The organism is Azotobacter salinestris (assembly GCF_009363155.1).
Lineage (GTDB): Bacteria > Pseudomonadota > Gammaproteobacteria > Pseudomonadales > Pseudomonadaceae > Azotobacter > Azotobacter salinestris.
On record NZ_CP045302.1, the window covers coordinates 3,682,651 to 3,708,250 of the forward strand.

General features: G+C 69.7%; 25 protein-coding genes. 5 read left to right on the forward strand and 20 right to left on the reverse strand.

Annotation, left to right across the window (positions count from 1 at the left end; all coding sequences use genetic code 11):
- Window positions 1–10: 10 nt before the first annotated feature.
- The 7 genes from GCU53_RS17245 to GCU53_RS17275 all read right to left on the reverse strand — a co-directional run bounded on the left by GCU53_RS17245 (window position 11) and on the right by GCU53_RS17275 (window position 10,060).
- Complete coding sequence (locus tag GCU53_RS17245; protein ID WP_152388684.1) at window positions 11–1,201, reverse strand: type III PLP-dependent enzyme; 1,191 nt, start codon at window positions 1,199–1,201, stop codon at window positions 11–13.
- Window positions 1,192–2,982: an IucA/IucC family protein gene (locus tag GCU53_RS17250; RefSeq protein ID WP_152388685.1), complete on the reverse strand. Its 1,791-nt coding sequence runs from the start codon at window positions 2,980–2,982 to the stop codon at window positions 1,192–1,194. Before GCU53_RS17250 ends, GCU53_RS17245 begins: the two co-directional genes overlap by 10 nt.
- Window positions 2,979–4,124 carry an MFS transporter gene (locus GCU53_RS17255; protein WP_152388686.1) on the reverse strand — a complete coding sequence of 382 codons (1,146 nt, stop codon included), beginning with the start codon at window positions 4,122–4,124 and terminating at the stop codon, window positions 2,979–2,981. The genes GCU53_RS17250 and GCU53_RS17255 overlap by 4 nt, the downstream gene beginning before the upstream one ends.
- Entirely contained in the window at window positions 4,109–5,875 is a 1,767-nt protein-coding gene (locus tag GCU53_RS17260; protein WP_244306825.1) for an IucA/IucC family protein, read from the reverse strand. The genes GCU53_RS17255 and GCU53_RS17260 overlap by 16 nt, the downstream gene beginning before the upstream one ends.
- Before the next feature lie 8 nt (window positions 5,876–5,883).
- Window positions 5,884–7,083 carry an ATP-grasp domain-containing protein gene (locus tag GCU53_RS17265; RefSeq protein WP_152388688.1) on the reverse strand — a complete coding sequence of 400 codons (1,200 nt, stop codon included), beginning with the start codon at window positions 7,081–7,083 and terminating at the stop codon, window positions 5,884–5,886.
- 79 nt (window positions 7,084–7,162) lie between these two features.
- Entirely contained in the window at window positions 7,163–9,277 is a 2,115-nt protein-coding gene (locus GCU53_RS17270) for a TonB-dependent receptor family protein (RefSeq protein ID WP_152388689.1), read from the reverse strand.
- 6 nt (window positions 9,278–9,283) lie between these two features.
- Entirely contained in the window at window positions 9,284–10,060 is a 777-nt protein-coding gene (locus GCU53_RS17275; RefSeq protein ID WP_152388690.1) for an HpcH/HpaI aldolase family protein, read from the reverse strand.
- A 182-nt stretch (window positions 10,061–10,242) separates the two neighbouring features.
- Between GCU53_RS17275 and amn the strand changes: the two genes are divergently transcribed.
- Entirely contained in the window at window positions 10,243–11,715 is a 1,473-nt protein-coding gene (gene amn / locus GCU53_RS17280) for an AMP nucleosidase (protein ID WP_280115839.1), read from the forward strand.
- 145 nt (window positions 11,716–11,860) lie between these two features.
- Here the strand turns inward: amn and ureG are convergent, their stop codons facing one another.
- From ureG to GCU53_RS17300, 4 genes are all read right to left on the reverse strand, one after another.
- Window positions 11,861–12,475: an urease accessory protein UreG gene (gene ureG, locus GCU53_RS17285; RefSeq protein WP_152388691.1), complete on the reverse strand. Its 615-nt coding sequence runs from the start codon at window positions 12,473–12,475 to the stop codon at window positions 11,861–11,863.
- Window positions 12,476–12,490: 15 nt separating this feature from the next.
- The gene (locus GCU53_RS17290) at window positions 12,491–13,165 is read right to left on the reverse strand and encodes an urease accessory protein UreF (RefSeq protein ID WP_152388692.1); all 675 of its coding nucleotides are present in this window, start codon (window positions 13,163–13,165) and stop codon (window positions 12,491–12,493) included.
- On the reverse strand, window positions 13,162–13,662 hold the full coding sequence (gene ureE, locus GCU53_RS17295) for an urease accessory protein UreE (RefSeq protein WP_152388693.1): 501 nt from the start codon (window positions 13,660–13,662) through the stop codon (window positions 13,162–13,164). Before ureE ends, GCU53_RS17290 begins: the two co-directional genes overlap by 4 nt.
- A gap of 113 nt (window positions 13,663–13,775) precedes the next feature.
- Window positions 13,776–14,498 carry a TorF family putative porin gene (locus tag GCU53_RS17300; protein ID WP_152388694.1) on the reverse strand — a complete coding sequence of 241 codons (723 nt, stop codon included), beginning with the start codon at window positions 14,496–14,498 and terminating at the stop codon, window positions 13,776–13,778.
- 234 nt (window positions 14,499–14,732) lie between these two features.
- Between GCU53_RS17300 and GCU53_RS17305 the strand changes: the two genes are divergently transcribed.
- Window positions 14,733–15,653, forward strand: a complete 921-nt coding sequence (locus tag GCU53_RS17305; RefSeq protein ID WP_244306826.1) for a DMT family transporter — start codon at window positions 14,733–14,735, stop codon at window positions 15,651–15,653.
- On the opposite strand, the gene GCU53_RS17310 is transcribed toward GCU53_RS17305, so the two are convergent.
- The 5 genes from GCU53_RS17310 to GCU53_RS17330 all read right to left on the reverse strand — a co-directional run bounded on the left by GCU53_RS17310 (window position 15,627) and on the right by GCU53_RS17330 (window position 19,544).
- Complete coding sequence (locus tag GCU53_RS17310) at window positions 15,627–16,076, reverse strand: tellurite resistance TerB family protein (protein ID WP_152388695.1); 450 nt, start codon at window positions 16,074–16,076, stop codon at window positions 15,627–15,629. The genes GCU53_RS17305 and GCU53_RS17310 overlap by 27 nt on opposite strands.
- 214 nt (window positions 16,077–16,290) lie before the next feature.
- Window positions 16,291–17,991, reverse strand: a complete 1,701-nt coding sequence (ureC, locus tag GCU53_RS17315; RefSeq protein ID WP_152388696.1) for an urease subunit alpha — start codon at window positions 17,989–17,991, stop codon at window positions 16,291–16,293.
- Between the two features lie 94 nt (window positions 17,992–18,085).
- On the reverse strand, window positions 18,086–18,391 hold the full coding sequence (locus GCU53_RS17320) for an urease subunit beta (protein ID WP_152388697.1): 306 nt from the start codon (window positions 18,389–18,391) through the stop codon (window positions 18,086–18,088).
- A gap of 10 nt (window positions 18,392–18,401) precedes the next feature.
- Window positions 18,402–18,704 (reverse strand): urease subunit gamma, encoded by a 303-nt coding sequence (locus GCU53_RS17325; RefSeq protein ID WP_152388698.1) that lies wholly within the window; start codon window positions 18,702–18,704, stop codon window positions 18,402–18,404.
- On the reverse strand, window positions 18,705–19,544 hold the full coding sequence (locus GCU53_RS17330; RefSeq protein ID WP_152388699.1) for an urease accessory protein UreD: 840 nt from the start codon (window positions 19,542–19,544) through the stop codon (window positions 18,705–18,707).
- A gap of 463 nt (window positions 19,545–20,007) precedes the next feature.
- On the opposite strand from GCU53_RS17330, the gene GCU53_RS17340 reads away from it, so the two are divergent.
- The 3 genes from GCU53_RS17340 to GCU53_RS17350 all read left to right on the forward strand — a co-directional run bounded on the left by GCU53_RS17340 (window position 20,008) and on the right by GCU53_RS17350 (window position 23,071).
- Window positions 20,008–21,402, forward strand: coding sequence for an ethanolamine ammonia-lyase subunit EutB (locus GCU53_RS17340; protein ID WP_152389948.1), 1,395 nt, complete (start codon window positions 20,008–20,010; stop codon window positions 21,400–21,402).
- A gap of 161 nt (window positions 21,403–21,563) precedes the next feature.
- Window positions 21,564–22,376, forward strand: coding sequence for an ethanolamine ammonia-lyase subunit EutC (eutC, locus tag GCU53_RS17345; RefSeq protein ID WP_152388700.1), 813 nt, complete (start codon window positions 21,564–21,566; stop codon window positions 22,374–22,376).
- A 62-nt stretch (window positions 22,377–22,438) separates the two neighbouring features.
- Window positions 22,439–23,071 (forward strand): pseudouridine synthase, encoded by a 633-nt coding sequence (locus GCU53_RS17350; protein ID WP_152388701.1) that lies wholly within the window; start codon window positions 22,439–22,441, stop codon window positions 23,069–23,071.
- 41 nt (window positions 23,072–23,112) lie between these two features.
- On the opposite strand, the gene GCU53_RS17355 is transcribed toward GCU53_RS17350, so the two are convergent.
- From GCU53_RS17355 to GCU53_RS17370, 4 genes are all read right to left on the reverse strand, one after another.
- The gene (locus GCU53_RS17355) at window positions 23,113–23,316 is read right to left on the reverse strand and encodes a DUF2788 domain-containing protein (RefSeq protein WP_039805838.1); all 204 of its coding nucleotides are present in this window, start codon (window positions 23,314–23,316) and stop codon (window positions 23,113–23,115) included.
- A 61-nt stretch (window positions 23,317–23,377) separates the two neighbouring features.
- Window positions 23,378–23,857: an Lrp/AsnC family transcriptional regulator gene (locus tag GCU53_RS17360; RefSeq protein WP_152388702.1), complete on the reverse strand. Its 480-nt coding sequence runs from the start codon at window positions 23,855–23,857 to the stop codon at window positions 23,378–23,380.
- A gap of 346 nt (window positions 23,858–24,203) precedes the next feature.
- Window positions 24,204–25,073 carry a cation diffusion facilitator family transporter gene (locus GCU53_RS17365; RefSeq protein WP_152388703.1) on the reverse strand — a complete coding sequence of 290 codons (870 nt, stop codon included), beginning with the start codon at window positions 25,071–25,073 and terminating at the stop codon, window positions 24,204–24,206.
- Window positions 25,074–25,151: 78 nt separating this feature from the next.
- A complete protein-coding gene (locus GCU53_RS17370) occupies window positions 25,152–25,571 on the reverse strand; it encodes a polyribonucleotide nucleotidyltransferase (protein WP_152388704.1) in 420 nt (139 codons plus the stop codon).
- Window positions 25,572–25,600: the final 29 nt, after the last annotated feature.

Genomic DNA, 25,600 nt, shown 5'->3' on the forward strand with positions numbered 1-25,600 from the left:
CCGGCTGGCTTCAGGCTTCGAGGAACAGCATCTGTGGCGGCTCGTGCATCAGAAAATGCTGGTGCGAGATGTTCCAGGCGTAGGCGCCGGCCAGGGTGAACACCAGCAGGTCGCCGACCGCCAGGGCGGCCACCGGCTGCTGGCGGGCCAGCACGTCCTTGGGCGTGCACAGCTGGCCGACCAGGGTCACCGGCTGGTTTTCCAGCTCGGCCGGTCGGCTGCCGCGCACCACCACGAAGGGATGGTCGTGGCCCTGGGCCGCCGGGGTGCGGAAGTGATGGGTGCCGCCACGGGCCACGGCGAAGTACTGGCCGTGGTTGCGCTTGATGTCCAGCACCTCCATCAGGTAGTAGCCGCAGGCGGCGCTGAGGAAGCGGCCGATCTCGAAGCGGATGCGCGTCCCGGCCATGCCTTCCTCGGCGATCAGCGCGGAAAGCCCTGCGCAGAAGCCCGGCCAGTCGAAGGAGCGGGCGTGGTCCTGGTAGTTGATGCCCATGCCGCCGCCGACGTTGAGCAGTTTCAGGTCCAGGCCGTGGCGCGCGTTCAACTGGCGGAAGCAGCGGAAGTAGCTGCGCATCAGCTGCAGGTGGGCGGCGCTGTCCAACTGGTGGGAGAGCAGGTGGAAGTGCAGGCCCTGAAGCTTCAGCCAGGGCTCGTCGGCGAGCAGCGCCAGCGCCTCGTCCAGGGCCTCCTCGTCGAGGCCGAAGGGGGTCGGCTTGCCGCCCATCACCAGGCGGCTGTCCGGCGCCTCGTCGAGCTTGAGGTTGAGCCGCAGCAGCACCGGGGCCGGGCGGCCGTGGGCCTTGGCGACGGCCGCCAGGCGGCGCAGCTCGCCGATGCTCTCGACGTGGAAGGCGGAGATCCCGCAGTCCATGGCGGCGGCCAGCTCGCTATCCAGCTTGCCGGGTCCGCCGAAGATCAGCGGCTTGTCGGGGTGGCATTCGTGGAGCCAGCGCAGCTCGCCGCCGGAGGCCGCCTCGAAGCCGTCGACCCAGGGTGCCAGGGTGCGCAGGATCGGCGCCTCGGGGTTGGCCTTGGCGGCGTAGAACAGCTCGCAGCCGGCCGGCAGCGCCTCGCGCAGGGCGCGGGCGTGGCGTGCCAGCGCCGGCAGGTCGTAGAGATAGGCGCACAGCGGCTCGGAGCGGGAGCGGCGCAGGCCGGCAATGGCCTGTTGGACGGACGCGGGCAGGCTCATCGGCACTCTCCACAGCAGGCGGCGGCACCCGCGGCGGTCAGCGGGTTGGGCAGGGCGGTGTAGCCGGCCTCGCGGTCGGCCTTCATCAGCAGGCGGGTCATGAAGTTCTCCTTGCTCGGCAGGGGCGCGCCGGCGCACAGCTCGCGCAGCGCCTGCGGGTCGCCGAGCGGCGCGCGCTGCGCTTCGAGGAGGTCGGCGATCTCTCGCCACAGGCGCCTCTCCAGCGCCGCATCGCCGCCCGCCAGGTGGAACACGGCCTCGCCGAGGTTGTTGACCAGGGCGCAGTAGGCGACCCGTTTCCAGGCCTTGTCGGCGTCGTAGTGGAGCGAGGCGCGGGTGCGTTCGTCGAGGTGGGCCAGGCGCTCGGCCGGCCAGTGCTCGGGGACCAGCTTGGTGCCTTCCAGGTCGCGGATCCACACCCGGCAGGGCAGGCCCTGGGCGTCGAAGCCGAGCAGGGTGTTCTGCAGGTGCGGCTCGAGCACCACGCCGTGGCGGAACAGGCAGTGCAGCGAGCCGCCGAGCAGCAGCCCGGCGTAGGCGCGCAGCCAGCGCACGGCGGCCTCGGCCTGGTCCACGCGAAGCTGTACCGCGCAGTGGGTGACCAGGGATTGGCAGGCGCTGACCCCGTCGAGGGTCCAGGTGAACAGGGCCATGGCGACCCGCGGCTGGTAGCGCGCGCGACTGGCCTCGTCGAGGTTCTGCCGGTAGAGGATGCCGAAGCACTCGGTGACCTCGCGGGCCTCCTCAACGCTGCCGTAGGCGGACAGGTCCAGGGTGCTGGCGGCCGGCTCGGGCATCAGCGCGAAGCCCGGCTGGCTGTCGCCCAGTTCGCTCATCAGCGGGCCGAGCAGGCGGGTCAGGGCCACCGCGCTGTCCAGTTCGTACCAGGCGTTCTTGCGCACGCAGTTGGTCAGCCGTACGTGGATCGAGAACTTCAGGAAATGGCTCAGCGAAGGATGGTAGAGGGTGCGCACCGAGGAAGTCGGGTAGAGCGCCAGGCCCTGCGGGCCGAGGTATTCCAGAAGGCCACGCTCGCGCACCCGCTGGACCAGCGGGTTGGCCAGCACCCGGGAAACCTCCCAGGGGTGGCAGGGGTAGAGGTGCTCGGCGCCGGCGACCTGGGCGAGCAGGCCGCGCGGGTCGTCGCCCTGGTGGCGGATCAGCGACGGGTCGACACGGAACCAGTGCAGCGGGAACTGCGCGCCGACTTCCGGCGAGCAGGCCAGCAGGTCGGCCTCGGAAACGCCGTCGCGGCTCTTCGGCGTCGGGTGCAGGGCGTGGCCCCAGACCTGGCCCTGCTCGGAATGCAGCAGGGTGTCCATCGGCTCAGGGCTGCCGGCCGGATCCTGGTTGGCCGCGCGGGCGTGGGTGAGAAAGGTGCGGGTGATGCGCAGGCTGTTGTCGATCTGCTCGAGCAGCTCGCCGTGGCGCTCCGGGCCGTTCATCGGAGCGAGCAGCAGGCGCGCCAGCTCGGCGGCGTCCAGCGGCCGCCAGCCCTGGCCGTGGCCCTTGAAGTAGGGCGGGCTGACGAAGCGGCAGCGGCCGAGCACGCTGGTGCGGTCGGCGATCAGCGCCAGGCGGCTGCCGTCGGCGAGCTGGATGCCGACGCAGCGGCCTTCGGCGTGGCGCAGACCCATGGGCAGGTCCGGGGTCCGGCAGTCGAGGGTGGCCTCGCCGCGGGGCAGGGCGTACTCGCGCAGGTAGCAGTTGAGCAGGCAGTCGATGGCGTGGCGCTGGGCCTCGCCGTCCAGGGTGCGTTCGTAGGGGGAGCGGGCGACACGGATCATGGGGCAATCTCCGGCGAACGGATGAGTAGAGGTTGGGCCACGGCCAGCGCGGCGAGCGCGGCCAGGCAGGCGATCAGGAAGGGCATGGCGATGCCGTAGTGCTGACAGGCCAGACCGGCGACCAGGCCGGCGGCGGTGCCGGCCCACTTGCCGCTGGCATCGAACCAGCCGAACAGCCGGCCGGCGCCGCCGGCACGGCGCCGCGCGGCGAGGCAGCGGTGCAGGCCGACGAAGGCGAGCAGTATGCCCAGCCCGGCGAGCAGGCGCAGGGCGAACAGCAGCTCGGCCGGCAGGCGCAGGAACTGCAGCAGGTTGCCGAGTGCCAGCAGCGCGAGTCCGGTCGGCAGCAGCGGGCCGCTCCTGCGCTGGACCCAGGGCAGAGCGAGCAGGTAGACCAGGTGCGGCAGGCTGTAGAGCAGACCGATCAGCGCGTCGTTGGCGATTCCCAGGGCTTCGCCGTAGGGCACGAAGTAGGGGAAGGTCACCACCATGGCGAAGCTGAACAGGAACTGCACGGCGAGCAGGCGCAGCAGGTCCGCCGGCAGCTCGCCGGCCTCCGGCGTGCCGTCCGCGGTCCGACCCTGGACACGCGGCGCATCGGCCGGCAGCGGCAGCACCAGCAGGAAGGCGGCGAGCGGCAGCCAGGCCAGGTAGCGGTACATCTCCAGCCCCAGGCCGGCGCCGGCCAGCAGGCCGACCAGCACCGGGCCGCTGAGCATCGCCAGACGCGCCGAATACTGGGTCAGGTTGAGGGCACGCGACAGGCCTTCGCCGTCGAGCTGGGTCGCCAGGTAGGCGTTCGACGCCGCCATGGCGCCGCCGAAGGTGCCCTGGACGATCAGCGCGAGGATGAAGACCGCCAGGTTCGGGCTGAACCCGGCGAGCAGAAAGCCCAGGGCGAGGCCGACATGGGCGCGCAGCAGCGACAGCCGGCAGCCGTGGCGGTCGGCCAGGCGGCCCCAGAGCGGCGCCGCCAGCGCGGTGCAGAGCGTCGGCAGCACGTAGAGCACGCCGATGCTCCAGGTCGGCGCCGCGCTGCCGAGGTCGGCGAGGATGCGCGGCAGGAACAGCGGCGCACCCAGGGCGGTGAAGGCCGACAGGTAGTGGCCGAGCAGGACGCTGGCGGTCAGGCGCCGGGACATGGGTCTGCATCCTGCAGGAAGTTCGCCGCGCTGTAGCCGTAGAACTTGTTGATGTCGGCCGCGCCGGAGCGCTCCTTGCTGAACAGGCTGCCGGCGCTGAGCAGGTACTTCACCGGCAGTTTCGGGGCCTCGAGCAGGAAGCGGCGCGCCTCCCCGACGTCGGTGCCCTCGTCGGCCAGCACAGCGAGAGCGGCGTGCAGGCGCTCGCGCAGGCAGGCGTAGAGCGCCTCGCGCCCGGCCAGACCGGCTTCGGCGATGGCCTCCAGCGGCGCGACGATGTTCAGCTGCAGGGTGATGGTGCAGAACATCTCCGCCAGCGGCTGCACGCCGTCGACGCGGATCCGCTCGTCGCGCAGCTCGGCCAGGCGCGGCGCCAGGTCCGGGCAGGCGGCGGCGAAGCGCGACGGCCAGAGGCGCGCGGCGTCGTTGTCCTTCATCAACAGATGCAGCGGCCGGCCGGGCTCGAAGAGCAGCACGGCGTTCTGCTGGTTGGCCTCCAGGGCGATGCCGTAGCGCAGCCAGAGACGCAGGTGCACGCCGAGCAGCAGGTCGAGGTAGTCCTGCCACCAGGCCATCAGGTCGCCGCCGTGGAAGCGCTCGACCAGCGCCTCGATCAGCAGCCGGCCGTCGGGCAGAGGGCTGGCCAGGGCGGCGACCGGCACCAGGCTCGCCCGCTCCAGGCCTGCCGGGTAGCGGCGCACGATGTAGGCCAGATGACGCTCGCCGGCGGCATGCCCGCCGTGCTGCTCGTCGACGTGCACATAGCGCGCGCCGAGCCGGGCGTCGCGGGCGGCGAGATCTTCGAGGACGGTCTGGAACCAGTGGCCGTCGTACAGGGTGCTCGGCTTGATCAGGCGCAGGTTGCGCGCGCCGAGGGTGCGCACCAGCAGCGGCAGCTTGATGTGGCAGCGCGGGTCCTCGACGCTCAGCACGGTGCGCACCGAGAGGGTCGGCTCCACCTCCAGGGCGCCGTGCGGCGCGCGCAGGCAGCCCTCCGGCAGGCCGTGGGCGTCCAGCTCGGGCCAGGTCAGGGGATGCACCGGCAGCAGGGCGTGGCTCTCCTCCAGCGCCGGGTCCAGGCCGACCTCGGCGAGGCTCGGCCAGAGCGCCGGCGGCGCGCTGGTCTGCTCGAGGAGCGCCCTGGGCACGGCCAGCCAGTTGAGACGGAAGCGCGGTGCGAATTCCGGGGCGTAGCCCTGCAGGGCCGCGGCATTGAAGCCGCTCTTGGCCCGTGCGGTGGGGTAGAAGGGGTGGTCCAGGTAGCTGGCCAGGCGGTCGATGCCGAGCAGGCGCCGGCCCCAGTCGGGCTCGGCGAGGATCGCGCCCAGGTCAGCGGCGTGCGCGGCGTAGGCCTCGCGGCACAGCCGGCGGTGCTCGACCGCGCAGTCGGCTTCCTCGATGTAGTCGGCGAACAGCGCCAGGCTCTCGGCATCCAAGTCCGCTCCCAGGTGCTCGAGCCAGCGGCGGTAGCCCTGCTCCAGATGCACGCTGTCGCCCTGGCGGCGCAGCCAGCGGTCGCCGACCGCACTCCAGTCCTGCAGCGGCGCGCCACGGCGCACCGGCAGCCAGAGTTCGCCGCAGTCCAGATGGTCGATGCACAGCCAGGTCGGCTCCGGCGGCTGCGGCCAGTGGGCGGCCAGCTCCGCCGGCAGGGCGCCCGGCCGTGCCCGGCCGAGCAGGTCGCGGATGTCCTCGCGCAGGCAGCAGTCGAGGATGCGCTGGCCGATGGCCGCGCGGTCGTGATTCGTCATGTCGAGGTTCATGCCAGCTCCCAGCGCAGGTCGCTGCGCACGGTGGCGAAGCGCTCTTGCAGCGCGGCCGCGTCGGGGGCGATCAGGCGCAGCACGCCCAGGTAGTCCTTGTTCGAGTTGCTCAGGCGGATCTCCTCGCCGACCTCGCGCAGCGCGCAGTAGTCGACCCAGTAGTCCTCGCCCTCGGCGCGGAAGCTCGGGCTGGCCGCGAGCAGGCGGCCGGCGTGCGGGGCGACCAGGTAGTGCACCAGGGCCTCGGCGTTGCTGCTTTGGTTGTCGGCCAGCGTGCCGCCCAGGTGCAGGTCGAGGATGCGGTCGAACCAGCCCTGCGGCAGCAGGCGGTCGAGGAGAAACTCGCGGCCGTCGCCGATGCTGCGGTAGTTGATCTCCACCAGCACCGGACCGTTGGCGGTGAGGATGAATTCGCTATGGCAGACGCCGAAGTTGATGCCGAAGGCGGCGATCTGGGCCAGCGCCGCGTTACGTGCCGCCCGGCCCAGCGGGCCGTTCCAGCGCGCTTCCAGCTCGACGAAGTAGGGCGGCGGCGAGAGGGTCACGTCAAAGCCGCCGATGGCCTGCAGGCGCTGGCCGTCGCCGAGGGTTTCCAGGGTGAACAGCGGTCCTTCCAGATAGGCCTCGAGGAGCAGGGCGCGGTTCGGCTGGCGCTGCCAGAAGGCGCCGCAGTAGTCGGCCAGTTCGGCGGCGTTGCGGCACAGCTGCACGTCCAGGCTGGCGACGCCCTCGCGCGGCTTGGCCACCACCGGGAAGGGGGCGTCGGTCGGCAGCGCCGCGCCGGGGGTCAGCACCTGGAACCAGGGGCCGGGCTGGCCGAGACGCTGCAGGCGTTCGCGCATCTCCGCCTTGTTCTTCGCCGCATGGCACAGGCGCCAGTCCTTGCCGGGGCAGTCGAAGGCCTCGGCCACCAGGGCGCAGCTGGTTTGCAGGTGGTCGCTGTTGGAGAACACCGCCAGCGGCCGCTGGCCGTGGGCGTGCAGCAGCTCGATCACCGCCAGCGGGTTGAAGACGTCGCATTCGAGGATTTCCAGCCCGTCGATCGAAATCCCGGCCTCGGCCAGGTGGCGCCAATGCCCCTGGGCGTGGTCGGTGATGAGCAAAAGCGGGTGCCCACGCCGCTGTGCGGCAGGCAGGAAGCCTTCGCAGACGGCATGGGTGGCGACGTGACTGAGAATGACGAAAGGCCTTTGCATGAGCGTTCTCCGGGCAGGGGCCGTCCGGCCGTGAGGCTGGACGGCGATGCCTGCAGTGCAGTTGGGGTAGGGGTGAGGCTTAGAAGCGGTAGTTGGCGGCGACCGTGACGGCTCGGCCGGGCGCCGGCTGGCGGCCCATGGGACTGGTGTCGATGCCGCGGAAGTAGTACTCGCGGTCGAACAGGTTGCTGACGCCGAGCGAGGTGGTCAGCTCGCTTTCCTTGAGCTTGAACTTGCGCTCCAGGGAGGTGTTCCAGATCCAGTAGGACGGCAATTCGCCATAGGAGCCGGTGGCGTTCTCCTCGCGGTGGTTGGCGTCGTCCGAGTAGGCTTCGCTGACGTACAGGCCGTCCAGGGTGTAGGTCCAGCCCTCGGCGAAGCGCCAGCGGGCGTCGACGTTGAACTGGTTCTGGGAGGCGTAGGGCACCTCGTTGCCTTCATGCTGGCCGGTGCGGATCTTGGCGTCGAGGAAGGCGTAGCTGGCGTGCAGGTCGAGATTGGGCATGGCTGCCGGGGTCCAGAACAGCTCGGTCTCGAAGCCCTGCTGGCGGGTGCTGCCGACGTTCTTCCAGGCGCCGTCCTGGAACACGATCTGATCGTCAAAGTCGATGCGGTACAGGTTGAAGTCGTAGCGCAGGTTGGGCAGGGGCGTGTAGCGGAAGCCCGCCTCGTAGTTCCAGGCGACCTCGGAGCTCACATCGCCGTCATAGACGATGGTGGTGATCTGCGGCACGCGAAGCGAGCGCTGGGCGTTGGCGAAGAGGAACCAGTCGTCGGTGATCTGGTAGCCCATGGTCAGGCCGGGCAGCCATTCGTCGTCGAGGTTTTCGGTCTTCTTGCCGGAGACCGCGTCCGAATAGTCCTGGTGCACGCGCTCGTGGCGGATGCCGGGGGTGATGGTCAGGCGGCCGTCGAGCATGCTGATGGCGTTGCTGATGTAGGTGGCCTTGCCTTCGGTGTCGAAATCCCAATCCCGGACGGTGGTCACCGCGCCGGTGCTCAGGCTTTTCCGGTAGACCTCGAACTCGGTGTCCTCGCGAACGTAGCGGCCGCCGATCAGCCAGGTCTGGTTCACCTTGTCGCCGTAGATGGTGAAGCTCACGCGCGGCTCGAGTCCCCAGACCTTGTAGTCGCGGGGCGCGTCCTGCTCGAAGGCCGGCGGATTCGCCGGGTTGAAGGTCCTGGCCGAGTCCAGGCCGACGTAGTAGTTGCGGTAGTCGTGGTGGCCGAAGCCGGTGAGGCTGAACTCCACGTCCTCGGCGAAGCCGATGCTGCCCAGGTACTGGCTGTAGGTGCCCCATAGGCGGTCGGTGTCGCCCTCGAAGCGGTCGAGGGGACGAGTCGAGTCGCGACGGTCCTTGTTGTAGTCTTTCTTGCTGAGGGCGCCGGCCAGGTCCTGGTCGGCGTCGTAGCGCTGGATGCCGAAGCTCAGGCGGCGGTTCTCGTCGATGTCCCACTCGCCGCGCAGGCGGATGCTCTCGACGTCGGTGTCGGAGTGGTCGCGCTCGTAGTGGCCGCTCTTGGAGTTGTACTCGAAGAACAGGCCGAGGTTGTCGGTGACGTGGCCGCCGGTGCTGAAGTAGGTGTCGTACAGCTGGTGGCCGCCCTCGTAGAAGGTGATGCGCTCGGCGAGGTTGTTCTCCCACTCCTTGGGAATCGGCTTGCTGATGAAGTTGATCACCCCGCCGACGTTGTTCGGGCCGTACTGCACCGCGGCGCCGCCGCGCACGATGTCGATCCGCTCGACGGTCGCCAGGGTCTGCGGGAACAGCGACAGGCTGGTCTGGCCGTAGGGCGACAGGGACAGCGGGATGCCGTCGGAGAGCACCTGCACGCGGCCGCTGCGGCTCTCGTAGAGGCCGCGCACGGAGATCTGCGGCAGCACGCCGGTGCCGGTCTCGTCGAAGATCTTCACCCCGGGAACGCGCTGCAGCGCGTCGTCCAGGCCGCGCACGCTGGCCTTCTCCAGGTCCTCGGCCTTGACCACGCTGCGGCTGCCGGCGTAGGTGCGGACTTCCTCGTCGGTGGCCTGGCCCAGTACGTCTCCCTTGATCACCGTGGGGGCGAGCGAGACCTTCTCCTCCTTGGCGGTCTCGTTTTTCTGTCGCTCCTCGGCGAGCACGGGCTGGGCCAGGGCCACAGCCATGGCCAGCAGGCTGAAACGCCAGCTGCACTGGCGAGTGTTGGTCTTCATGGATAGTCAGACTTCTGTGGGTGATTGGAAACTGTTCAGGCGGCTCTTCAGGGCAGCGAGCAGCAGGCCGCGGTCTTCGCCGGCGAGGAAGCTCCGGATGCCCTGGGCGCGCCAGTGGCGGATCTGCTCGGGGGTGCGCGGATTGGCGCAGAAGGGCACGCCGGCGGCGGCACAGGCGGCGGCCATCGACTGCAGTGCTTCACAGACCTGCGGATGGGTCGGGTCGGGGCCGAGCTGCAGGTCCAGGGCCAGGTCGAGGGCGCCTTCCAGAATCATGCCGACGCCCGGCAGGGCGAGGATCGCCGGCAGGGCGGCGAGGCCGGCGGCGCTTTCGATCATCGGCACGATGCGCGGCTCGCCGTTGGCCCGTTCGATGTAGTCCGGCAGGGCCAGGGTGCCGAAGCCGGTAACCCGGCCCCCGGTGATGCCGCGCCGGCCCCGGGGCGGGAACCAGGCGGCGGCGACGGCCCGCTCGACTTCCTCGGCGCTCTCCACCCGCGGCAGCACTATGGCTTCGAAGCCGGCATCCAGGGCACGGCCGATCAGCTTCTCATCCACTTCGGGCAGGCGCAGCCAGGGGGCGATGCCGGCGCTTTCGCAGGCGCGCAGACAGTGCATCAGCTCATCGCCGGAGCGCAGCAGGTGCTCCATGTCGAGAATCACGAAGTGGTAGCCGGCGGCGGCGATCATTTCGCAGAGCAGGGGCGAAGGCAGCGAATTGAGCAAACCGAAGACTTCGTCGCCCTGCCGCAGGCGGGCTAGCACCTTGGATTGTCGAAGCATATATGTCCGTATGTAAGTGGGTTTGCTATTAATGAGAATTGTTATTGTTATCTGGGGTAAACGTCAAGCACTGCGTTTCGTATTGATCTATTGGCCCGCAAATCGGCCGCCGGGCGTCTGTCTACCGCCTGACAGGCAAATCCGGGCAAGATAGGCGCTGACTAAAGACAGAGAGTCCGATCGTGAATACCGACAGCGATGCCTTCATCGTCATGGCCAGTGCCGAGGAGGCGGTGGACCGCCTCGCCGCCCTGCACCTGCGCGCCACCTCCGCCCTGCGCCAGGCGCTCAAGCGCTACCTGAGCGAGCGGGTCGAGCCGGATGCCGCGCAGCGCCAGCTGTTCCGCTATCCCGAACTGCGCCTGACCCACCTGCCGCAGGGCCAGGTGCCCTTCACCGTGCGGGCCTACGCCAAGGTCCAGGCGCCGGGCGTCTACAGCGTCACCGTGACCCAGCCGCAGGCCTTCCGACGCTACCTGCTCGACCAGCTGCGCCCGTTGATGAGCGACTTCAACGTGCAGGTCGAGGTGGGCGTGGGGGTGCAGGACATTCCCTATCCCTATGTGGTGGAGCAGGGCGACGAGTTGGCCGGCTCGGGGGTCACCGCCGCCGAACTGGCGCGGGTCTTTCCCAGCACCGACCTGGCCGCGGCCTCCGACGACGTCGCCGACGGCCTGCACGCCTGGGCCGGCGCCGAGTCCTTCCCGCTGGCGCTGTTCGACGCGGCGCGGGTGGACTTCTCCCTGCGCCGCCTGGTGCATTACACCGGCAGCGACTGGCGCCATATGCAGCCGTGGATCCTGCTGACCAATTACCACCGCTACGTCGACCAGTTCGTCCGCCATGGCCTCGATCGCCTGCGCGAGGACAGCCGCTTCGTGCGCCTGGTGTTGCCGGGCAACGTGGTGATCGAGCGCGGCATGGACGAGGACGAGGCCATGGCGGTCGTCGGCAGCGTGCTCTGGCACCGCTACCAGATGCCGGCCTACCACCTGGTCGCCGAGGACGGCCACGGCATCACCCTGGTGAACATCGGCGTCGGCCCGTCGAATGCGAAGAACATCACCGACCACCTGGCGGTGCTGCGCCCGCACTGCTGGCTGATGATCGGCCACTGCGGCGGCCTGCGGCAGTCGCAGACCATCGGCGACTACGTGCTGGCGCACGCCTACATGCGCCGTGACGGCATCCTCGACCGGGTGCTGCCGCCGCACATCCCGCTGCCGGCCCTGGCCGAGGTGCAGCAGGCGCTGCAGGAGGCCGCCGCGCAGGTCACCGGCGAGCAGGGCGAGGCGCTCAAGCGCCGCCTGCGCACCGGCACCGTGCTGACCTACGACGACCGCAACTGGGAGCTGCGCTGGGCCCAGGAGCGGCCCTTGATCAACCTCTCGCGGGCGGTGGCGGTGGATATGGAGAGCGGCACCATCGCCGCCCAGGGCTATCGCCTGCGGGTGCCCTACGGCACGCTGCTGTGCGTCTCGGACAAGCCGCTGCACAGCGAGATCAAGCTGCCCGGCGCGGCGAACGCCTTCTACGAGCGGGCGGTGAGCCAGCACCTGCGCATCGGCATCGCCGCCCTCGACCTGTTGCGCGGTCAGCTCGACACCCTGCACTCGCGCAAGCTGCGCAGCTTCGACGAGCCGCCGTTCCGCTGAGTGCCGCGGCCTGCAGCCGTAGGGTGGAAAACGACCGCAGGTCTTTTCCACCCTACGGCCATGGCGGCGCTTGTGGTGGAAAACGCCATGCGGTTTTCCACGGGGTGGCCATCCACCTTACCCGAGCGTGACGGGTAAGCTGGGTTCAGGCTGCGCCGAGCATGCCCTGCCGTTCGATGAAGGCGATGATCGCGTCGAGGCCCTGGCCGGTTTTCTGATTGCTGAACACGAACGGCCGCTCGCCGCGCATCTTGCGGGCGTCGCGCTCCATCACCTCCAGCGAGGCGCCGACCATGGGCGCCAGGTCGATCTTGTTGATCACCAGAAGATCCGACTTGCAGATCCCCGGACCGCCCTTGCGTGGCAGCTTGTCGCCGGCGGAAACGTCGATCACGTAGAGGGTCAGGTCGGAGAGTTCCGGGCTGAAGGTGGCGGACAGGTTGTCGCCACCGGATTCCACGAGGATCAGTTCGAGGCCGGGGAAGCGCCGGTTGAGCTGATCGACCGCCTCGAGGTTGATCGAGGCGTCCTCGCGGATCGCCGTGTGCGGACAGCCGCCGGTTTCCACGCCGATGATCCGCTCCGGCGCCAGCGCCTCGTTGCGCACCAGAAACTCGGCGTCCTCCTGGGTGTAGATGTCGTTGGTCACCACGGCGAGGTTGTAGCGATCGCGCAGGGCGCGGCACAGCGCCAGGGTCAGGGCGGTCTTGCCGGAGCCGACCGGGCCGCCGATGCCGACGCGCAGGGGGTGGCTGTTCATGGGGGTTGTCTCCTGTCAGGAACGGAAAAGGCGGCTGTACTGGCGCTCGTGGGCCATGCTGGCCAGGGCCAGGCCGAAGGCGGCGCTGCCCCAGTCGTCGGGCTCGCGCTCGCTGGCGATGCGCCGGGCCTCGGACAGCGTGGGCAGCAGAAGCGAAGTCAGGCGCTGGGCGGCCTGCTGGCCGAGCGGCAGGGTCTTCATCAGCACCGCCAGCTGGTTCTCCAGCCAGCTCCACAGCCAGGCGGCGAGGGCATCCGCAGGCGCGATGCCCCAGGCGCGCGCCGCCAGCGCCCAGGCCAGCGCCAGACCCGGTTCGGCGCTCCGGGCGAGGAAGGCGCGGGACGGCGCGTCCAGCTCCGGCAGGTCCTCCAGCAGCTGGCGCAGGGAGTAGCCCATCTGCCGGCTCTCCAGATGCAGTTCGCGGGTTTCGCGGCTGGCGCGGTGGCGTTCGGCGAGCGCTTCCAGCGCCGTCCAGTCGCCGTCCGCGGCAGCCATGCACTGGGCCAGCAGCAGCGGCGCCTCGAAGCGGGCGAGATTGAGCAGCAACTGGTCCTCCAGCCAGCGCCGGGCCGTCTGCGGATCGCGCACCAGACCCTGCTCGACCGCCAGCTCCAGGCCCTGGGAATAGCTGTAGCCGCCGATCGGCAACTGCGGGCTGGCCAGGCGCAGCAGCGCCCACATCCCAGTCATTTGCGCACGCCGAACTGGTGCAGCTTCGGCGCGTAGCTGAATTCGGCTTCGCCGGCGTGGGAGTGGTGGTGGCCGCCGCCGTAGGCGCCCTGCTCGGGCTGGAAGGGCGCCTCGATGGCTTCGACCTGGGCGCCGAGCTGGAGCAGCATGTCCTTCAGCACATAGTCGTCGAGCAGGCGCAGCCAGCCGTCGCCGAGCTGCAGGGCGACGTGGCGGTTGCCCAGGTGGTAGGCGGCGCGGGTCAGCTCGAAGGCGCTGGTGCAGGTGACGTGCAGCAGTTTTTCGGGACGGGCGCGCACACGGACGAGGCGGCCGTCTTCGGCCTGGAGAAAGTCGCCGTCGGCCAGCGCTGGCTGGCCGCGCTCGAGGAACAGGCCGACGTCCTCGCCGGCCGTGGTGAAGCAGCGCAGGCGGCTCTTGCTGCGCGCCTCAAAGGTCAGTTCCAGTTCGGCATCCCAGTCGGGACGTGCTGCGGTGCGCTGGCGAATCATCAGCATGGGCGGATTCCGTCGAGGGGCGGCCGGGGCCTGGCGCCGTTCCGCTGGCGACAGGCGGTCATCGGCCGACTGTAGGGCCAAGCGGGGCGCTTTTCCAGTAGTGTTAACAGACCCTAGAACAGCGGATGCTCCAGCTTCAGCGTCAGGGAGTCGTCGCACTGGGCGTTCTGCCCCGAATAGGCGCTGCAGCCGCTGCCGCGCAGGTCCGAGCCGCTGTAGGTGACGCCGACCCGCAGGCCAAGCCAGGGACGCGACAGGTTCAGCGACCAGTCGTTGAAGCGCTGCACGCTGGCGCCGTCGGACAGTTGCACCGGGCGGTCCAGGGCGTGGTTGGCGTATTGCACGCTCATGTCCATGTTCAGCGGGTGCAGCAGGTCCAGGTCGAGCAGCAGGGTGCCGTCGGTGCGCCCGGGGGCCAGGCTCCAGGCGGTGCCCAGACGGCTGTCCTCGACGCTGATGCCGGCATACAGCTCGTGCCGGTCGCGCTCCTCCAGACGCGGGAAGCTGTAGCGGATCAGGCCGAGCTCGTAGCCCAGGGTATCGTCGGAGGGGCGCTTGTAGCCCAGGTAGGAGTCCAGCTCCATCCGGTTGTGCCCGAGCACGCCGGCGCTGGGCGACCAGTTGCCCAGGTACCAGCCACTGGGATGGGTCAGGTCGAGGCCGCCGTAGAAGGTGCCGACCCGTTCCGGCTGGACCAGCCCCTGGGCCATGCTGCGGCTCGGCGTCGAGCCCAGTTTCAGTTCGAAGTCGCCCAGTTCGCGCTCGAGCATCTGGGCCTGTGCCGTCACGGCCGCGCCGGCAAGCAGTGCCAGCAGCGGTTTGCTCCTGCCGATCATCGCTTTCTCCCTGTTTCCGGTCGGACAGCCGGCTGCTCCCGTGTCGCGCCGACGCCCTGCGCAAGGCCGCAGGATAGCGCCGGGGCGACGGCCAGGCCCAGTCGTGTCAAAAAGCCAGAGGTTTGTTGCGTACGCTGCAATGGTATGTGGGTGTTTTCGCGCTTGATGCTTATCAAGCATAACGCTTAGGCTGCTTTCATTCCCTTCCGTCCGTCCCCTGCCGAGGGTTCGTCCTTGAATACCGCCTCCCATCCGTTCCACGGGATACTGCTGATCCTCGCCGCCGGACTGGTGCTGGCCAGCCATGACGGCATCGCCAAATACCTGGCCCTGAGCCATTCGCTGATTCTGGTGGTCTGGGCACGCTATCTGTCGCAGAGCACCGTGATGCTGCTGCTGTTCGGGCCGCGTCGGGGACTGTCCATCGCCCGTACCCGCCACCCGGTATTGCAGCTGATCCGCGGATTATGTCTGGTCGCGGTCAGCCTGCTGTTCGTCTCGGCCCTGCGCCACATCCCGATCGGCGAGGCGACCGCGGTGCTGTTCCTCGCGCCGCTGTTCATCACCGGGCTGTCGGCGACGCTGCTGCGCGAGCGGGTCAGCCGCGGGCAGTGGGGCGCGGTGATCCTCGGCATGCTCGGCGTGCTGGTCATCGTGCGGCCGGGCAGCGCGCTGTTCACCCCGGCGGCGCTGCTGCCGCTGGGCGCGGCGTTCTGCCTGGCGGTCTTCATGCTGCTCACCCGGCGTCTCAGCGAGAGCGACGACCCGGTCACCTGCAACTTCCTGTCCAGCCTGGTGGGCTCCCTGCTGATGAGCCTGCTGGTGCCGTTCTACTGGGAAACGCCCGATCTGCACGATGGCCTGCTGCTGGCCGTGGTGGGCGGCGTGGCCATGTCCGGGCATCTGCTGCTGAGCCATGCGTACCGCTACGCCAGTGCCGCGACCCTGGCGCCGTTCACCTATTCGCAGATCGTCTTCGCCGTGCTGGTCGGCGCTGTCGCCTTCGGCCATGTGCCGGACGGCGCTGCCCTGCTGGGCATCGCCATCGTCATCGCCAGCGGGGTGCTGTCGGTCTGGGTGCAGCGGCTGGCGGCGCTGCCGCCGGCCGCCGGCCACCAGAGGCAGGGCTCAGAGGCCGAAGTCGGCCGGAGCTAGGCCGAGTTCGGCGCAGATGCTGCGGCAGACCGTGCGCTCGCCTTCGTCGAAGTTGCCGTCGGAGCTGCCGATCGCGCAGCAGACGCGCACCAGCAGGCGGGCAGCGTCTTCCTTGCCGCGCAGCTTGCAGATCGTGCGCAGCGCCTCGGCGCGGCCGATCTCGGCGTCGAACTCGAACTTGAGGCAGATGTCGGTGAAGGCCTTGATGACCTCCTGGAGATCGAACACCTTGAGCTCGTTCGAGTTCTGGATGAAGCCGATCATCTTCTGCTTTTCGCTGCTGCTGATGTTGCCGTCGGCGGCCGCCACCAGCGCACAGCCGGCGACCACGGCCTCCATGAATTCGCGGTTGCGGAACTTGGCCACTTCGGTGGCGAGCTTTTCGCGTGCTGCAGCCGTGTTGGTTTTCAGCCAATCGAGCATTGGGTTACTCCTGATCAAGTGTTGCCGGGGGCGGAGGGCGACTATGGTCGATCCTGCGCGGTTTGGCCAGTGGCGCGCCCGGGCCGTGCGCGGAGCTCGGCCCTGCGCCCCGCACGGAGCCTGGCCTCCGGCGCGGAAATGGATATGTATCCGGATTTTCGGGTTTCAAGGGGCCTGCCGCCTGCCGCTGGGGCGGGGCAGGCGGCTCCGTACTTCAGAAGAGGAAATAGCGCTGCGCCAGCGGCAGCACCTCGGCCGGCTCGCACCAGAGCAACTGGCCGTCGGCCCTGACCTGATAGGTCTGCGGGTCGACCTCGATGCTCGGGGTGGCGCCGTTGTGGATCAGGTCCTTCTTCTGCACGTTCCGGCAGCCCTTGACCACGCCGATGCGCTTCTGCAGCCCGAGCCGTTCCGGCAGCCCGGCGTCGAAGGCCGCCTGGCTGACGAAGGTGATGCTGGTGGCGTGGCGCGCGCCGGCGAAGCTGGCGAACATCGGCCGGTAGTGCACCGGCTGGGGGGTGGGGATCGAGGCGTTGGCGTCGCCCATCAGGCTCGCGGCGATGGCGCCGCCCTTGAGGATCAGGGACGGCTTGACGCCGAAGAAGGCCGGGCGCCAGAGCACCAGGTCGGCCCACTTGCCGACCTCCACCGAGCCGACTTCGTGGCTGATGCCGTGGGTGATCGCCGGGTTGACGGTGTATTTGGCGACGTAGCGCTTGACCCGGAAGTTGTCGTTGCCCGGCGCGTCCTCGGGCAGGGCGCCGCGCTGCTTCTTCATCTTGTCGGCGGTCTGCCAGGTACGGACGATCACCTCGCCGACCCGGCCCATGGCCTGGCTGTCGGAGCTGATCATGCTGAAGGCGCCGAGGTCGTGGAGGATGTCCTCGGCGGCGATGGTCTCGCGGCGGATGCGCGACTCGGCGAAGGCCACGTCCTCGGCGATGCTCGGGTCTAGGTGATGGCAGACCATCAGCATGTCGAGGTGCTCGTCGATGGTGTTCCTGGTGAACGGCCGGGTCGGGTTGGTCGAGCTGGGCAGCACGTTGGGCAGGCCGCAGGCCTTGATGATGTCCGGCGCGTGGCCGCCGCCGGCACCCTCGGTGTGGTAGGTGTGGATGGTGCGGCCCTTGAAGGCGGCCAGGCTGGTCTCGACGAAGCCGGACTCGTTGAGGGTGTCGGTGTGGATCGCCACCTGCACGTCGTAGCGGTCGGCGACGGACAGGCAGTTGTCGATGGCCGCCGGGGTGGTGCCCCAGTCCTCGTGCAGCTTGAGACCGATGGCGCCGGCCTCGATCTGCTCGGCCAGGGGGGCCGGCAGGCTGGCGTTGCCCTTGCCGGTGAAGCCGAGGTTCATCGGGAAGGCGTCGGCGGCCTGCAGCATGCGCGCGATGTGCCAGGGGCCGGGGGTGACGGTGGTGGCGTTGGTGCCGGTGGCCGGTCCCGTGCCGCCGCCGATCATGGTGGTGATGCCGCTCATCAGCGCCTCTTCGATCTGCTGCGGGCAGATGAAGTGGATGTGGCTGTCGATGCCGCCGGCGGTGAGGATCATGCCCTCGCCGGCGATCACCTCGGTGGCGGCGCCGACGGCGATGGTCACCCCCGGCTGGATGTCCGGGTTGCCGGCCTTGCCGATGGCGGCGATGCGCCCGTTCTTGAGGCCGACGTCGGCCTTGACGATGCCCCAGTGGTCGAGGATCAGCGCGTTGGTGATCAGGGTGTCGACCACCGCGTCACTCGCGAGCTGGCCCTGGCCCATGCCGTCGCGGATCACCTTGCCGCCGCCGAACTTCACTTCCTCGCCGTAGACGGTGAAGTCCTGCTCCACCTCGATCCACAGCTCGGTGTCGGCCAGGCGCACGCGGTCGCCGACCGTGGGGCCGAACATGTCGGCGTAGGCTTGTCGGGAAATCTTCATCTGTATCGTCTCGCGTAGGGTGGATGGCCGAAGCCATCCACCGATCCTGGTCACGGTGGAAAAGCCTTCGGCGTTTTCCACCCTACGAATAGGGTCAGAGGTCGCCCATCACCCGCCCGGCGAAGCCGTAGACGCGGCGCAGGCCGGCCAGCTCGACCAGCTCGACCTCGCGGCTCTGTCCCGGCTCGAAGCGCACCGCGGTGCCGGCCGGGATGTTCAGGCGCATGCCGCGGGCCTGGGCGCGGTCGAAGAGCAGGGCGTCGTTGGTCTCGAAGAAGTGGTAGTGGGAGCCGACCTGGATCGGCCGGTCGCCCGTGTTGGCCACGGACAGGACGAGGGTGCGGCGGCCGGCGTTGAGTTCGATTTCGCCGTCCTGGATCTGGTATTCGCCGGGGATCATCGCGATTTCCTCATGCGATCGGTTGATGCACGGTCACCAGCTTGGTGCCGTCGGGGAAGGTGGCCTCGATCTGGATCTCCGCGATCATCTCCGGCACGCCCTCCATGACCTGGTCGCGGGTCAGCAGGGTGGTGCCGATGTGCATCAGCTCGGCCACCGTATGGCCGTCGCGGGCGCCCTCGAGCAGGGCGGCGGAAATGTAGGCCACGGCTTCCGGGTGGTTGAGCCTGAGGCCGCGGGCCAGGCGCCGCTCGGCCAGCAGGCCGGCGGTGAAGATCAGCAGCTTGTCTTTCTCGCGGGGCGTCAGATCCATTCAGGTGCTCCAGATACGGGGGGGAAGGGCGTCGCGGCCGAGCAGGGCGGGGCGCAGCAGACGCCAGAGGTCGATCAGCCAGGCGCGGGCGTGCAGTGCCTGATCGGCCAGGCAGCGGCCGACCAGGAGATTCGGCAGTTGGGTGAGGTCGCCGCGCACCCGGGCGGGCAATTCGCGGCAGCGCGCCAGCAGCGCGGCGTCGATCTCGCCTGTGACCAGCAGGGTGGCGAACACCGGCGCGCCGTCCAGGCCGATCGGCGAGTCGAGCAGGCCGTCGCCGCCGTCCAGGCGCTGGCGCTCGTGCCAGAGCAGGCGGCCGTCGCGACGGATGTCCAGGGCGGCGCGGTAGCGGCCGGCGGCGAAGCGCTCGCCGCTGGCCGGGCGGCCGAGGGCGACGATGTCCCAGTAGAACAGCCGGGCGTCGCCCTCCAGTTCGATCCACGTGTCCAGCTCGGCCTGGGCGGCGGAATACACGATGGTTTCCTGGGGCAGCCATTCCAGGGTGGCGCCGGCCGCCACATGCAACCTTAATTGCTGCATGGCAGGGGCGGCGGCGCGGTACCACTTGGCCGCGCCGGGGCTGGTCAGCTGCGCCCAGGCGCCGCTGCCGACCTCGGCGGCGATCTCCAGCCGGTCGCCGCCGGCGATGCCGCCCGGCGGATGCACGAGGATGTGCTGGCAGACCTCGGGCCCTTCCGGGTAGAGATGCTTCTGCACCCGCAAGGGGCCCGCGTGGCGGCGCCTTACCGGACGCGTGGCGTCGCCGGCGCGGGCATAGGCGAGGTCCAGCTCGGCGTGCCAGGCGGGGCTGAACAGGACAGGGGCCGTGGGCGCGTTCATCGGGGTCTGCCGTGGTCGTGGAGCGGCCAGTGTAGCGTGGTGCCGAGGGTCGCTCTAGGCCGGTCCGCTTGCTGCGGGTAGGCCGGCCGCGGCGGGTCTGCTTCAATAGCGCCAAGGCGTCCTGTCGGGGCGAGGGGCGCTAGGGCCTGTTGACGTTTGGGCGTAGGCCGCGACGGAGGCCCGTTTGGCGCAGAACAAGGAACGAGGAGAGAAGTTTGGTCATTCCAAATGAACGACGAGCGACGCCGTGCTGCGCCAAACGGGCCCCGTCCCTTTGGGTTGCGCGGCAAATGCCGCCATGCGGCGTTGCGGGTCTTGGCAAGGGAATGACCATTGCCGGCGACCCGCGCCTTGCCGAACGCGGCCCGGCCTGGCGGCATTTGACGCGGCAACGCGGCTCACGCTCAAACGTCAACAGGCCCTAAGGTTTCCGCACACGACCTTTTTCCGGGAGGGGATTCCCATGAGCGGTTTTGCCCATGCCGTCGGCGGCCAGACCTGGCGCTTCGACAGTCTTCGCGAACTGCTGGCCAAGGCCAGTCCGGCGCGCTCCGGCGACTACCTGGCCGGGGTGGCGGCAGACAGCGACGCCGAGCGGGTGGCGGCGCAGATGGCGCTGGCCGAGGTGCCGCTCGGGCACTTCCTGAACGAGGCGGTGATCCCCTACGAGACGGACGAGGTCACCCGGCTGATCCTCGACGGCCACGACGCCGCTGCCTTCGCCCCGGTCGCCCATCTCACCGTCGGCGGCCTGCGCGACTGGCTGCTCGGCCCGGCGGCCGACGAGGCGAGTCTGCGCGCCCTAGCGCCGGGGCTGACCCCGGAGATGGCCGCCGCGGTGTCCAAGCTGATGCGCGTCCAGGACCTGGTGCTGGTGGCGCAGAAGATCCGCGTGGAGACGCGCTTTCGCAACAGCCTCGGGCTGCGCGGACGGCTCTCCACCCGCCTGCAGCCCAACCATCCCACCGACGATCCGGCGGGCATCGCCGCCAGCGTCCTCGACGGGCTGCTCTACGGCAACGGCGACGCGGTGATCGGCGTCAACCCGGCCAGCGACAGCCTGGAGGCGATCGGCGAACTCTTGAAGATGCTCGACGCGGTGATCCAGCGCTACCAGATCCCCACCCAGGCCTGCGTGCTCACCCATGTCACCTCGTCGATCGCCGCCATCGAGCGCGGCCTGCCGGTCGACCTGGTGTTCCAGTCGATCGCCGGCACCCAGGCGGCCAACGCCAGCTTCGGCATCGACCTCGCAGTGCTGCGCGAGGGCTACGAGGCCGGCCTCAGCCTCAAGCGCGGCAGCCTCGGCGACAACCTGATGTACTTCGAGACCGGCCAGGGCAGCGCGCTGTCGGCCAACGCCCACCACGGCGTCGACCAGCAGACCTGCGAGGCGCGCGCCTACGCCGTGGCGCGGCGCTTCAGGCCGCTCTTGGTGAACACCGTGGTCGGCTTCATCGGCCCGGAATATCTCTACAACGGCAAGCAGATCATCCGCGCCGGCCTCGAGGACCATTTCTGCGGCAAGCTGCTCGGCCTGCCGATGGGCTGCGACATCTGCTACACCAACCACGCCGAGGCCGACCAGGACGACATGGACATGCTGCTGACCCTGCTAGGCGTGGCCGGGGTCAACTTCATCATGGGCGTGCCCGGCTCCGACGACGTGATGCTCAACTACCAGAGCACCTCCTTCCACGACGCCCTCTACGCCCGGCAGAGCCTCGGCCTGCGCGCCGCGCCGGAGTTCGAGGAGTGGCTCGCGCGGATGGGCATCCTGCGCCAGGACGGCGGCCGGCTAATCCTCGGCGACGAGTTGCCGGCGGCCTTCCGCCCGGCGCTGGCGCGGCTGTCCTGAGCCGCAGCGCGTACATGCGTAGGGTGGAAAACGACCGCAGGTCTTTTCCACCTGCCGGTCATCGAGAGGCCTGCGGTGGAAAACGCTGCGCGGTTTTCCACGGGGTGGCCATCCACCCTGCGCGAGTCCCGGGAAGAGAATCAGCCTGTTTCGAGGTCGACATGTCCGACAGATCCCCCACCACCGAAAACCCCTGGCAGCAACTGCGCAGCCTGACCCCGGCGCGCATCGCCCTCGGCCGCGCCGGCGCCAGCCTGCCGACCGCGGCGCACCTTTCCTTCCAGTTCGCCCATGCCCAGGCGCGCGACGCCGTGCACCTGCCGTTCGAGCCCGCCGCCCTGCAGGACGGGCTGCGCCAGCGCGGCCTCGACAGCCTGCTGCTGCACAGCGCCGCCCGGGACCGCGACACCTACCTGCAGCGCCCCGACCTGGGCCGCCTGCTGCAGGCGGACTCCGCCACCCTGCTGCGCGAGCACCGGACCGCGCACGGCGGCGGCCGGGACCTGGCCATCGTCGTCGCCGACGGCCTGTCGGCGCTGGCCGTGCAGCGCCACGCCCTGCCGCTGCTCGACGGCCTGCTGGAGCGGCTGCCGGCCGAGGGCTGGTCGCTGGCGCCGGTCAGCCTGGTCGAGCAGGGCCGGGTGGCGGTGGCCGACGAGATCGGCGAACTGCTCGGCGCGCGGATGACGGTCATCCTCATCGGCGAGCGGCCCGGCCTCAGCTCGCCGGACAGCCTGGGCCTGTACTTCACCTTCGCGCCGCGCATCGGCCTCACCGACGCCGCGCGCAACTGCATCTCCAACGTGCGCCCGGAGGGCCTGAGCTACGCCATGGCCGCCCACAAGCTGCTCTACCTGATGCGCGAGGCCAGCCGCCGCCGGCTCTCCGGGGTGGAGCTGAAGGACGAGGCGCAACTGCTGCAACTGGACGGCGGCGCCGCGGGGCCGGGCAACTTCCTGCTCGGCGAGGGCTGAGGCTTGCCGGAGGCCGGGGGCGCCCCTAGCATGGGCGCCCCTTTTTGTCCGGTGAACCCTCCATGGCCCGCCCAGCCCGTCCCGCATTCCGCCGTCCCGCCGGCCAGGTGCCCGCCCGCCGTCCGGGTCCGCCCAAGGCGCCGCCGGCCGCGCCGCGGCTGATCCTGTTCAACAAGCCGTTCGACGTGCTCACCCAGTTCAGCGGCGGCGACGGGCGGGCGACCCTCAAGGACTTCATCCCGGTCCCCGGCGTCTATCCGGCCGGCCGCCTGGACCGCGACAGCGAGGGTCTGCTGCTCTTGACCAGCGACGGCCGCCTGCAGGCGCGCATCGCCGATCCGCAGCACAAGCTGGCCAAGACCTACTGGGTGCAGGTGGAGGGCGAGCCGAGCGACGAGCAGCTCGAGCGCCTGCGCGAGGGGGTGACGCTCAACGACGGCCCGACCCGCCCGGCCGAGGTGCAGAGGCTCCCGGAGCCCGAGCTCTGGCCGCGCGATCCGCCGGTGCGCTTTCGCAAGAGCGTGCCGACCGCCTGGCTGGAGCTGACCATCCGCGAGGGGCGCAACCGCCAGGTGCGGCGCATGACCGCCGCGGTCGGCCTGCCGACCCTGCGCCTGGTGCGGGTGCGCATCGGTCCCTGGAGCCTGGACGGCCTGGCGCCGGGAGAGTGGAAGGAGGTTCCGGCGCGGCTGTGAGAGAAGGGGGATGCCGCCGAATGGCGCGGCGGCGAAGGCCGTCAGAAACCTTCCAGGCTGCCGATCACCAGGGTCTTGATGACGAAGCCGAGCACGCCGAGGCCTAGGGCGAAGAACAGCACCATGGTGCCGAGGCGGCCGGCGTTGGACTTGCGCGCCAGATCCCAGACGATGAACGCCATGTACAGGATGAGGCCGCTGACCAGGCCGATCATCATCCACTCTTCGAACACTTCGGGTTCCATTGGACCTCCGGGGGTGGGGTTCGCGGCAAAGGCCGCCGAGTATAGCGAAGTCGTTCGCGCCTCAGGTGCGCAGGTGCTCCAGCGGCAGTTCGGTGCTCGACTGCACCTGGCGCAGGACGAAGCTCGAGCGCACGCTGGACACCCCGTCGATGCGGGTCAGGGTGCCGAGCAGGAACTGCTGGTAGCTGTCCATGTCCGGCACCACCACCTTCAGCTGGTAGTCGGCGTCCATCCCGGTGACCAGGCTGCACTCCAGCACCTCCGGGCACTTGCCGATGACCGCCTCGAAATGCTCGAAGCGTTCCGGGGTGTGCCGGTCCATGCCGATCAGCACGTAGGCGGTGAGGGTCAGGCCGAGCCGCTTGCGGTCGAGCAGGGCCACCTGGCGCAGGATGTAGCCGTCGTCCTCGAGCTGCTTGACCCGCCGCGAGCAGGGCGAGGGCGACAGGCCGATACGTTCGGCCAGTTCCTGGTTGGAGAGGCGGGCATCGTGCTGCAGTTCGGCGAGGATGCGCAGATCGTAGCGATCGAGTTTGCCCATGGCGGATGACCTTTGTGAAAACATTGCCGGTTATCTTGCTTTCCTGACGAATGATTGCGCAAGTCATGCTTTTGTGGGCAATGTTCGCAATCCTCTGCCGGCTTCGCAGGTTTATTCTTTTCCCAACTTCAAGGCCTGGACATCTGGTCCACCCGGCATGCCCAACCAGGCATTCCGGCGCCGCGCGGTCTTACCGGATCGCGACGGCACCCAGGCGCGCGATGCCGACCAGGCGCGCGGGAAGACGGCGACAGCCTCGCCGGCAACGGACGGAGCGAAAACGGGAGGACAGGCGCTGGCCTGTCCTCCCGTTTTCCTTTGTGCGTCCTTTCGGTCCGCCCACGCCCTATGGCGGATCAGCATGGACCAGCACCTCGGCGCGCGGGAATTCCGCGTGGATCGCCCGCTCCACCGCCTCGGTGCGCTGGTGGGCCTCGGTCAGCGACATTTCGCCGGGCAGCCGCACGTGCAGCTGGACGAACCAGCGGGTGCCGGAGATGCGGGTACGCAGGTCGTGCACGTCGATGACGTCCGGCACCGCGCCGGCCAGTCCGGCGATCCGGTCGCGCACCTTGGGCGACAGTTCGGTGTCCATCAGCACGGTCACCGCTTCATGGCCGATCTGCACGGCGCTCCACAGGATGTAGCCGGCGATGCCGAGGCCGAACAGCGCATCCAGCTCGCCGAGGCCGAAATTGACCAGCAGCAGGGCGAGCAGGATGCTGGCGTTGAGCAGCAGGTCGGAGCGGTAGTGCAGCGAGTCGGCGCGGATCGCCGTGGAGCCGGTCACCCGCACCACGTGGCGCTGGAACAGCAGCAGGGCGGCGGTGGCGGCGAGCGACAGCAGGATCACGACGATCCCCAGGGTCTGCGCGTACAGTGGCTGCGGATGCAGCAGGCGGTCGATGCCCTGCACGCCGACCAGGATGGCGCTGACGCCGATGAATACCGCCTGGCCGAGACCGGCCAGCGCCTCGGCCTTGCCGTGGCCGTAGCGATGGTCGTCGTCCGCCGGGCGCAGCGAGTAGTGCACCGCCAGCAGGTTGATCAGCGAGGCGGCGCCGTCCAGCAGCGAGTCGGTCAGGCCGGCGAGCAGGCTGACCGAGCCGCTCAGCCACCAGGCGATCGCCTTGGCCAGCGCCAGGCCGATGGCCACCGCCAGGGCGGCGGCGCTGGCCAGGCGCATCAGGCGGGCATGTTCCTGCGGGGTCTTCATCGAAAGCGGATCGTCACGGCGAATGAAAAGGCGTCCGGCATGATAGCAGGGCGCTGCGCTGGCGGAGCCGGGACGGCCTCAGGCGGATGGCCGCAGGCCGAGGGCGGCGAGCTGCTCGGGGCTGGCGTCGCGCGGCAGCGCGCGCAATTCGCCGGCCGGCAGGCGGCGGCCGGTTTCCCGCTCGATCAGCGTCCTGAGCCGCGCCGGATCGACGCGCCCGTCGGCGTCGAGGGTGTCGCGCAGGCTTTCCGGGGCCACCGAATAGCGCTCGCCCGGCGGCAGGTAGATGGCGCCGGTGGTGAAGTCGACGGCGAAGGCGATCACCCCGGGAATCACGTAGAAGAGCAGGCCGATGGCGTCCAGACCGACGACCAGGAAGTCGACCTGGCCCTCGATCTGGCCGCGCCGATCCGGGAAGAAGATGCTGCCGCAGGCACTCAGCTGGGTGGTCAGGGCGACGGCCAGCAGGCCGCCCAGAGTGCGGGTTCGGATGTGCATGAAGCTGTCCTGAAGGTGGTCGGGGGCCG